Here is a 6780-nt window from a genome sequence, read left to right on the forward strand (position 1 = left end):
AATTTACACTTGAAATAATATTGTTTAAGGAGTCTGTTTGTTATGAATAGAAAGCTCTTAGGTTGGGTATGAAAGATAGAGGATGGATATTTCTATGATAGATTGATATCTCAGAATTGTCTTTAAATAGGGACATTCAGTAAATAGTATAAAATTAGCCAACTAATTCATACACAAAGTATTGCGAATTAGTTGGCTTTTTTGTATCTTTAGGTATTCCCCCGAAAATAAGGTTTGGCAGCCAAAACGGGGGAAATCCCCCAACAAAGATATGGCTAAGGTACAAAATATTTCGGAAATTCACCCTACTTTGGGCTTTACAGAATTTGATATTCTGGAAAAATATCGCAAGAGTTTTAATGAGAGTGAACTTGGCAGGCTTCACTCAGTGTTTCCGTTTGAGCATATGGCAAAGACTATGGGCCTGTCGGAACAGCGACTGGGACGCAGGAACATCTTCAGTCCTTCGGCTAAGATTGCCCTCATGGTCCTGAAGGCGTATACCGGATTCTCCGACAGACAACTGGTGGAACATCTGAACGGCAACATACACTATCAGATGTTCTGCGGAATCATGATAGCCCCGTCCTTCCCCATAACCAACTACAAGATAGTCAGTGCTATCCGTAATGAGATGGCATCCCGTCTTGACATTGAATCCCTCCAGGAAGTGCTGGCCTCACACTGGAAACCTTATCTTGAGAACCTTCACGTGTGCATGACTGATGCCACGTGCTATGAAAGCCACATGCGTTTTCCGACAGATATGAAACTCCTCTGGGAAAGTCTCGAATGGCTCTACAGGCATATCTGCAAGCATTGCGGGGAACTTGGCATAAGGCGTCCGCGTAACAAATACAGGAATGTGGCGGAGTCCTATCTTTCCTATTGCAAGAAAAGAAAAAGGAAGGCTTCAAGAACACGGATGCTCAAGCGTCGTATGATTAGACTTCTTGAAAAACTCCTCATACAGAGGGATGAAATTCACCGGGAGTACGGAGCCTCACTCCGGTATACCCAGGATTACCGGAAGCGTCTTTCTATCATCAGAAAGATTCTTGTACAGGAGAAGGAAATGTTTGAAGGGCGGAAAGTCAGTGACCGCATCGTCAGCATTGACCGTCATTATGTACGTCCAATAGTAAGAGGAAAGGAAACAAAGTCTGTTGAATTCGGTGCAAAGGTTAACAACATACAGATAGACGGTATATCGTTCATCGAACATCTCTCGTTCAAGGCTTTCAATGAGGGTATACGGCTTAAGGACTGTATCCGTATGCAGCAGAAGCTTATGAATGTAAGGGTAAGATGTGTTGCTGCCGATTCCATATACGCCAATAACGCCAACAGAAAGTTCTGTACGAAATATGGAATATCCACATCCTTTGTGCGTAAGGGAAGGGTGGCCAAAGATGAATCCTTGAGAAAAATGCTCAGAAGTGAACTTTCAAAAGAAAGGGCCACCCGGCTTGAAGGAAGCTTCGGCACTCAAAAACAACATTACTCGCTCTCAAGGATAAAGGCACGGAACAGGAAAACGGAAATCCTGTGGATTTTTTTCGGAATACATACGGCAAATGCCATACTGGTGATAGAAAAAATCAGGAACAAAACTGCTAAAGCAGCATGACATGGTTTTATTCACAGAATCAGAAGAGGTAAGTCATCACACTTCTTCCGCAGCGTCATGTCCTGTCAGATAAAATTATGTGAGAAAGTACGAAAAAAATGCCAATAATAATGGCATATGAAGATAATAGGCCAGTATCACTTCATATGCCATCTTATTTTTAGAGACATTTACTGAATGTCCCTATAATAGGAAAAGCCGATTTCGTTGATACGAAACCGGCTTTTATATTTTAATAATGAAAATATTCAATATTATTTGTCACCACGGATAGCTGCGATACCCGGAAGGATTTTACCTTCGATAGCTTCAAGCAAAGCACCACCACCTGTAGAGATATATGATACCTGATCAGCCATACCAAACTTGTTGATACAAGCAACAGAGTCACCACCACCGATGAGTGAGAATGCGCCTTCTTTAGTAGCTTCAGCAATAGCTTCTGCGATTACTTTAGAACCACCAGCGAAGTTATCCATTTCGAATACACCTGCAGGACCGTTCCACAAGATAGTCTTAGCTCCCTTGATAGCAGCCTTGAATTCTTCGCGAGTCTTAGGACCTGCATCAAGACCCATCCATCCGTCAGGAATATTGCTGTCGTCGCAAACCTGAGTGTTAGCATCGTTTGCAAAAGCATCAGCAGCGATACAGTCGCAACCTAATACAAGGTTTACACCTTTAGCTTTAGCTTTTTCGATGATATCAAGAGCCAACTGAAGTTTGTCGTCTTCTACCAATGAGTTACCAATCTTACCACCTTTAGCCTTAGCGAAAGTAAATGCCATACCACCGCAAAGAATCAGGTTGTCAACTTTATCCATCAAGTTTTCGATGATACCTATCTTAGTAGAAACCTTAGAACCACCCATGATAGCAGTGAAAGGACGTTTGATGTCTTTCAATACGTTGTCAACAGCCTGAACTTCTTTTTCCATCAAGTATCCCAACATCTTGTGGTCTGCATCGAAGTAGTCAGCGATAACAGCTGTAGAAGCGTGTTTACGGTGAGCTGTACCGAATGCGTCCATAACGTAGCAGTCAGCGTATGAAGCAAGAGTCTTAGCGAATTCTTTCTGACGAGCTTTCATTTCTTTCTTAGCGTCTTCGTAAGCAGGATCTTCTTTTTCGATACCTACTGGCTTACCTTCTTCTTCAGGATAGAAACGAAGGTTTTCAAGCAAAAGAACTTCACCTGGTTTAAGAGCTGCGGCAGCTTCAGAAGCTTTTGCACAGTCAGGAGCGAATTTAACTTCAACGCCAAGAGCTGCAGAAACAGCGTCAACAATCTGGCTCAAAGAATATTTAGCGTTTACTTTGCCTTTTGGTTTACCCATGTGTGACATGATGATCAAAGCACCACCGTCAGCAAGGATTTTTTTCAATGTAGGAAGGGCACCGCGGATACGAGTGTCGTCTGTAATTTTACCTTCTTCATTCAAAGGCACGTTGAAGTCAACGCGAACGATTGCCTTTTTACCAGCAAAGTTGAATTTGTCAATTGTCATCATAATCGTAATATTTTTAATTAAAGAGTTTTTTCTTTATTAGACGTTCGCAAAGTTAACAAAAAAATATTACAGATGATAAAATGTGATAATTATTTTCATTGGTACTACAATTACAAGATATAATTTTGTCAGTATCTGTTTTTCTTTGCATTAAATCTGTAACCTATACCTATCATAAGGTTGTTCGGATCCTTGAATTTATATAGTTGATAGCCTACGTGAAGAAATACATTTTCTGTAATGCTTGTTTTCAGGACAAATGTCTGATAAAAGGAATTTGTGTCAGCGCCACGGCATACAAAGTTTTTTCCTATACCAAAATTGATAGAGAATATAGGCATTACCACTTCAGCTCTGGCTGACAGTCCGAGTGAGAATTGTTCGATAAAAGGCGGTCTGAAAAATTTCACATCATCAGTTGGCGTATTTGTATTTGCCACGTGGTCGGTTAGGTTTGCGCTCTCGTCATATTGAGCGTCAAGAGATAGCCCGGCGCGGAAAAACCTGTTGAAGTTGTACATAGGATTGAAATTAAGTCCTGCTACAGCAAATTTACCGGGGATTAATATTCCGGAACCGTCTGACCAGAAAATACCTTTCTTTTTTGTCGCGCCATATACTATCAGGTCATAGCCTACGTATGGTTTGAATCCTTGTTCCGGTATAACAGTCACTCGGTCATTATTGCTAAACTTTGATTTGGGATCATCTTGCGGACACCACATCAATCCTATACGCCCGTCAAGTGTGTTTACGCCATAGTTGGGGTAATTTGTGTTACCGTTTGAATAGTGTGTAAGTCCTATGCCTGCTCTTAACGCCACTTCATGAGTCATCTGCCAGTTGAGCAGCAAACCTAAATTAATATAGGCATTAGTCTTTGAGCCGACGATAGTGTTAAACGGATTCTTTTCTTCATCGTATTTCTTCCATCCGAATGAAGCTCCGAAATTCCATTCGTAGTCTAATGACAGTTTTTTTGTTAGTGATGCTATTCTGGATGTCTGGAATACATATACGGCGAGTGGGTTTCCTACTTCTTTTGTGTTATTGAAAGTATTGTAGCCTATGCCTATACCCTGAATGGTATTGGGATACATTTTTCCCATATAGCTGTCAGGACCAAATTTAAAACCATACTTTATGTGTCCGGAGAGGTTGGTGCGTATGGGAGATTGCGCCAGATTATCTCCTCTGAAGAAACTTTTTGTCGGGAATGTGTATGCCGGTTTGAAGTCAATACCTATTACGTGTATTATTTTTCTCTGGACACTGTCCTGCCTTTCTGCGTTGAGCTTTGCTGATACAAGGCATAGCAACAGAATTACGGTAATATATTTTTTCATTATTTATAGTCTAATTTAGGGGAATATCATGAGGTAATCGAACGGGTCTTTACTGCTTAGTCTTCCTGTAAAAACACATTCTTCTCCTGTGTCAGGATTTGAGGCATGTACTTTATAGTTTACATGGAATTCTTCAATATTGTTATATACTTCTATCTTTTTTGTCTCTCCTGGTTGAACTGTTGTGGAAACAACAAAGTCCTTGTCAAGCCTGCCCGTCCAGAAACTTTGTTCCTTCAGTCCGAATTTAACTTTAGTATTTCCCATTACAGGTTTACCGTCCACAATGTCCGGTATTGGTATTTCAGCAAGATTTTCTCCAAGAATCTCATCCAGATTGTTGAAACTATCATAGTCATCAGGATAGAACTCGATTTTTCTGAGTGAGTTCTTGAATGGATAGAAGTTTAATGTAACAGGTCCTCCTTCAGAGCCGGAATTGTTTACGGTTATGCCATCCACTTGTTCCACGACGTAGTCACTATAATAGAAATCATTCTCGAAATCGTATTCCACTTTGTCTATAACGAATTTGCTTGTTGGTTTCAATGATACATTTATTTCCTTGTGGTAATATTCGTTTCCTACTATTATACTGAAAGCGATAGGATGATTGACAAGATTTTTGACACATATAATCTCTAACTCACGATTATTCCTTTTTTCTATGCGGAAAGCGTAATATGTACTTTCGTAATAAATGATTCCTGTTTCTCCTTCATGCAGCAACGGAAAATAATTATATATTGGGTTACCCTGAAGATCATATATGGTATAGTCAAAAGTGTTTATCGCAACACCTTCCATACTTGATATGTTCCAGTTGTCTGAATCAAAATTCAGTTTAAATGGTTTGCCCTTTTCCACATAACATGTATCAGGGTATTCTGTGATGAAATCATCAATGAAAATTCCGGAGTTGCAACCGGTAAATGTCGTCAAAAGGAAAATGTATATAATTATTATCTTGATTCTCATAATAATCAGTGTGTTGCCTTATACCATGAAGTATTGGTATAGTTGTTTGCCTTCTTGTTGTAACTTGGTTCGGAAGTAGTTATTCCGCAATATGTTCGTATTGGAATCGGATTAATGCTACTTGCAGAATAAAACTTTTCAGTATGTGCTTTGTAGGGAATTACTTTGTCGAGTATCTCTGTGAATGCTGCGTATGTATCATCATTTTCTCCGCACAGATTCTTTACATAGTTTGCAAAGTCGTAGAAAATAACTGGCGAATATCCGTCCATAGGCTGAATAAGTCCTTCTTTTGAACTGTCGAATGAAAAAATGGAATTTATGATTTTCATTATCGATGCCATATTGTCCAGTTCTTTGCAGTCGGTAATTCCTATGGTGCCATAAGGATATTTGTATGTGGAGTAGAAACTGTAGAATTCATTGCATATACTCTGATATTCAGGATTCTTATCCAACAGATATTTACCAATAGAGGCGTAAGGCATACCGTAGGCCATTATTTCGGTGGGGCATGCTATGATATGTTTGGTTACATATCTTAAATCGTATGCTACTTCAATGTTCGACATATAGCAGTCATCGAACATGATATATTCCATTTTGATGTCATTGTTCGATATGCTTTGGGCTAATGTAGCAATGTCTGTCTGGTATTCCGCGGACAAACCTCCGAAAAAGCGTGTCATAGGTCTGTCTGTGTATTCCCAGTGGAATTTGAATGTATCTTTTGTGCGCGATGATGAATAGTCCACCGGAAGCCATCCCATGCCATGACATCCTATTATCATGGAATAACTTTCTGCCGGAGCAAATGATTTCATGTCGCTGATTATGCCAGTAAGACCGGTCTCGGTAGTGAATTGTGGGTTAGTGTATTCTTTCAGGATGTTACGTTTACATATACCTTTATTATATACTATTTCAAACATTTCCGCTTCCGATGGACTTGTTGACATAAATACTATCACTTTTTCCTGTTCAAGTCCTTTTTCCGCTATAGCCTTTTCCAGGTCTGTTATGTTGTCGTAGAAATAGCTTGTAAGATTTGTTGACCATGGAAGGTACATGAATACAGTTCTTTCTGTGATATCCGGTTCGTTATCTTCCTTTCTGCACGAAACGAAAATAATGGAGAGGAGAAGTATGAATATGTATTTGGTATGTTTCATTGTAAAATCTTTTGTCGTTTATAAGAGGATTAAAGCAATTTTTCTAATTCTTCAATGGGTGGTAGTAATTTTTTTAGCCTTTCATCCATATCTGCAGAAGTCTTATATGTTGCAACTCCCATAGGTTTATTATAATCTTGTAT

At 39.5% G+C, this 6780-nt stretch carries 5 protein-coding genes and 1 pseudogene; 1 reads left to right on the top strand and 5 read right to left on the bottom strand.

Annotated elements, in window-relative coordinates:
- Positions 1 to 271: 271 nt before the first annotated feature.
- Positions 272 to 1630 carry a transposase gene (locus I6E11_RS13890; RefSeq protein WP_235338739.1) on the top strand — a complete coding sequence of 453 codons (1359 nt, stop codon included), beginning with the start codon at positions 272 to 274 and terminating at the stop codon, positions 1628 to 1630.
- A gap of 254 nt (positions 1631 to 1884) precedes the next feature.
- Here I6E11_RS13890 and I6E11_RS13895 read toward each other — a convergent pair whose 3' ends face one another.
- The 5 genes and pseudogenes from I6E11_RS13895 to I6E11_RS15480 all read right to left on the bottom strand — a co-directional run.
- Positions 1885 to 3141: a phosphoglycerate kinase gene (locus I6E11_RS13895; protein ID WP_235338740.1), complete on the bottom strand. Its 1257-nt coding sequence runs from the start codon at positions 3139 to 3141 to the stop codon at positions 1885 to 1887.
- Between the two features lie 128 nt (positions 3142 to 3269).
- A complete protein-coding gene (locus I6E11_RS13900; protein ID WP_235338741.1) occupies positions 3270 to 4487 on the bottom strand; it encodes an acyloxyacyl hydrolase in 1218 nt (405 codons plus the stop codon).
- 15 nt (positions 4488 to 4502) lie between these two features.
- Positions 4503 to 5465: a hypothetical protein gene (locus tag I6E11_RS13905; RefSeq protein WP_235338742.1), complete on the bottom strand. Its 963-nt coding sequence runs from the start codon at positions 5463 to 5465 to the stop codon at positions 4503 to 4505.
- A gap of 5 nt (positions 5466 to 5470) precedes the next feature.
- On the bottom strand, positions 5471 to 6637 hold the full coding sequence (locus I6E11_RS13910) for a clostripain-related cysteine peptidase (RefSeq protein ID WP_235338743.1): 1167 nt from the start codon (positions 6635 to 6637) through the stop codon (positions 5471 to 5473).
- Positions 6638 to 6666: 29 nt separating this feature from the next.
- Positions 6667 to 6780, bottom strand: a pseudogene (locus tag I6E11_RS15480) (PDDEXK nuclease domain-containing protein); the annotation flags it as partial.

The sequence above is a fragment of the Bacteroides caecigallinarum genome, assembly GCF_021531075.1.
Lineage (GTDB): Bacteria > Bacteroidota > Bacteroidia > Bacteroidales > Bacteroidaceae > Phocaeicola > Phocaeicola caecigallinarum_B.

Coding starts and splice junctions, on each gene's coding strand:
- I6E11_RS13900 (WP_235338741.1), bottom strand. CDS start 4,487: ATGAAAAAATATATTACCGTAATTCTGTTGCTATGCCTTGTATCAGCA.
- I6E11_RS13905 (WP_235338742.1), bottom strand. CDS start 5,465: ATGAGAATCAAGATAATAATTATATACATTTTCCTTTTGACGACATTT.
- I6E11_RS13895 (WP_235338740.1), bottom strand. CDS start 3,141: ATGATGACAATTGACAAATTCAACTTTGCTGGTAAAAAGGCAATCGTT.
- I6E11_RS13910 (WP_235338743.1), bottom strand. CDS start 6,637: ATGAAACATACCAAATACATATTCATACTTCTCCTCTCCATTATTTTC.
- I6E11_RS13890 (WP_235338739.1), top strand. CDS start 272: ATGGCTAAGGTACAAAATATTTCGGAAATTCACCCTACTTTGGGCTTT.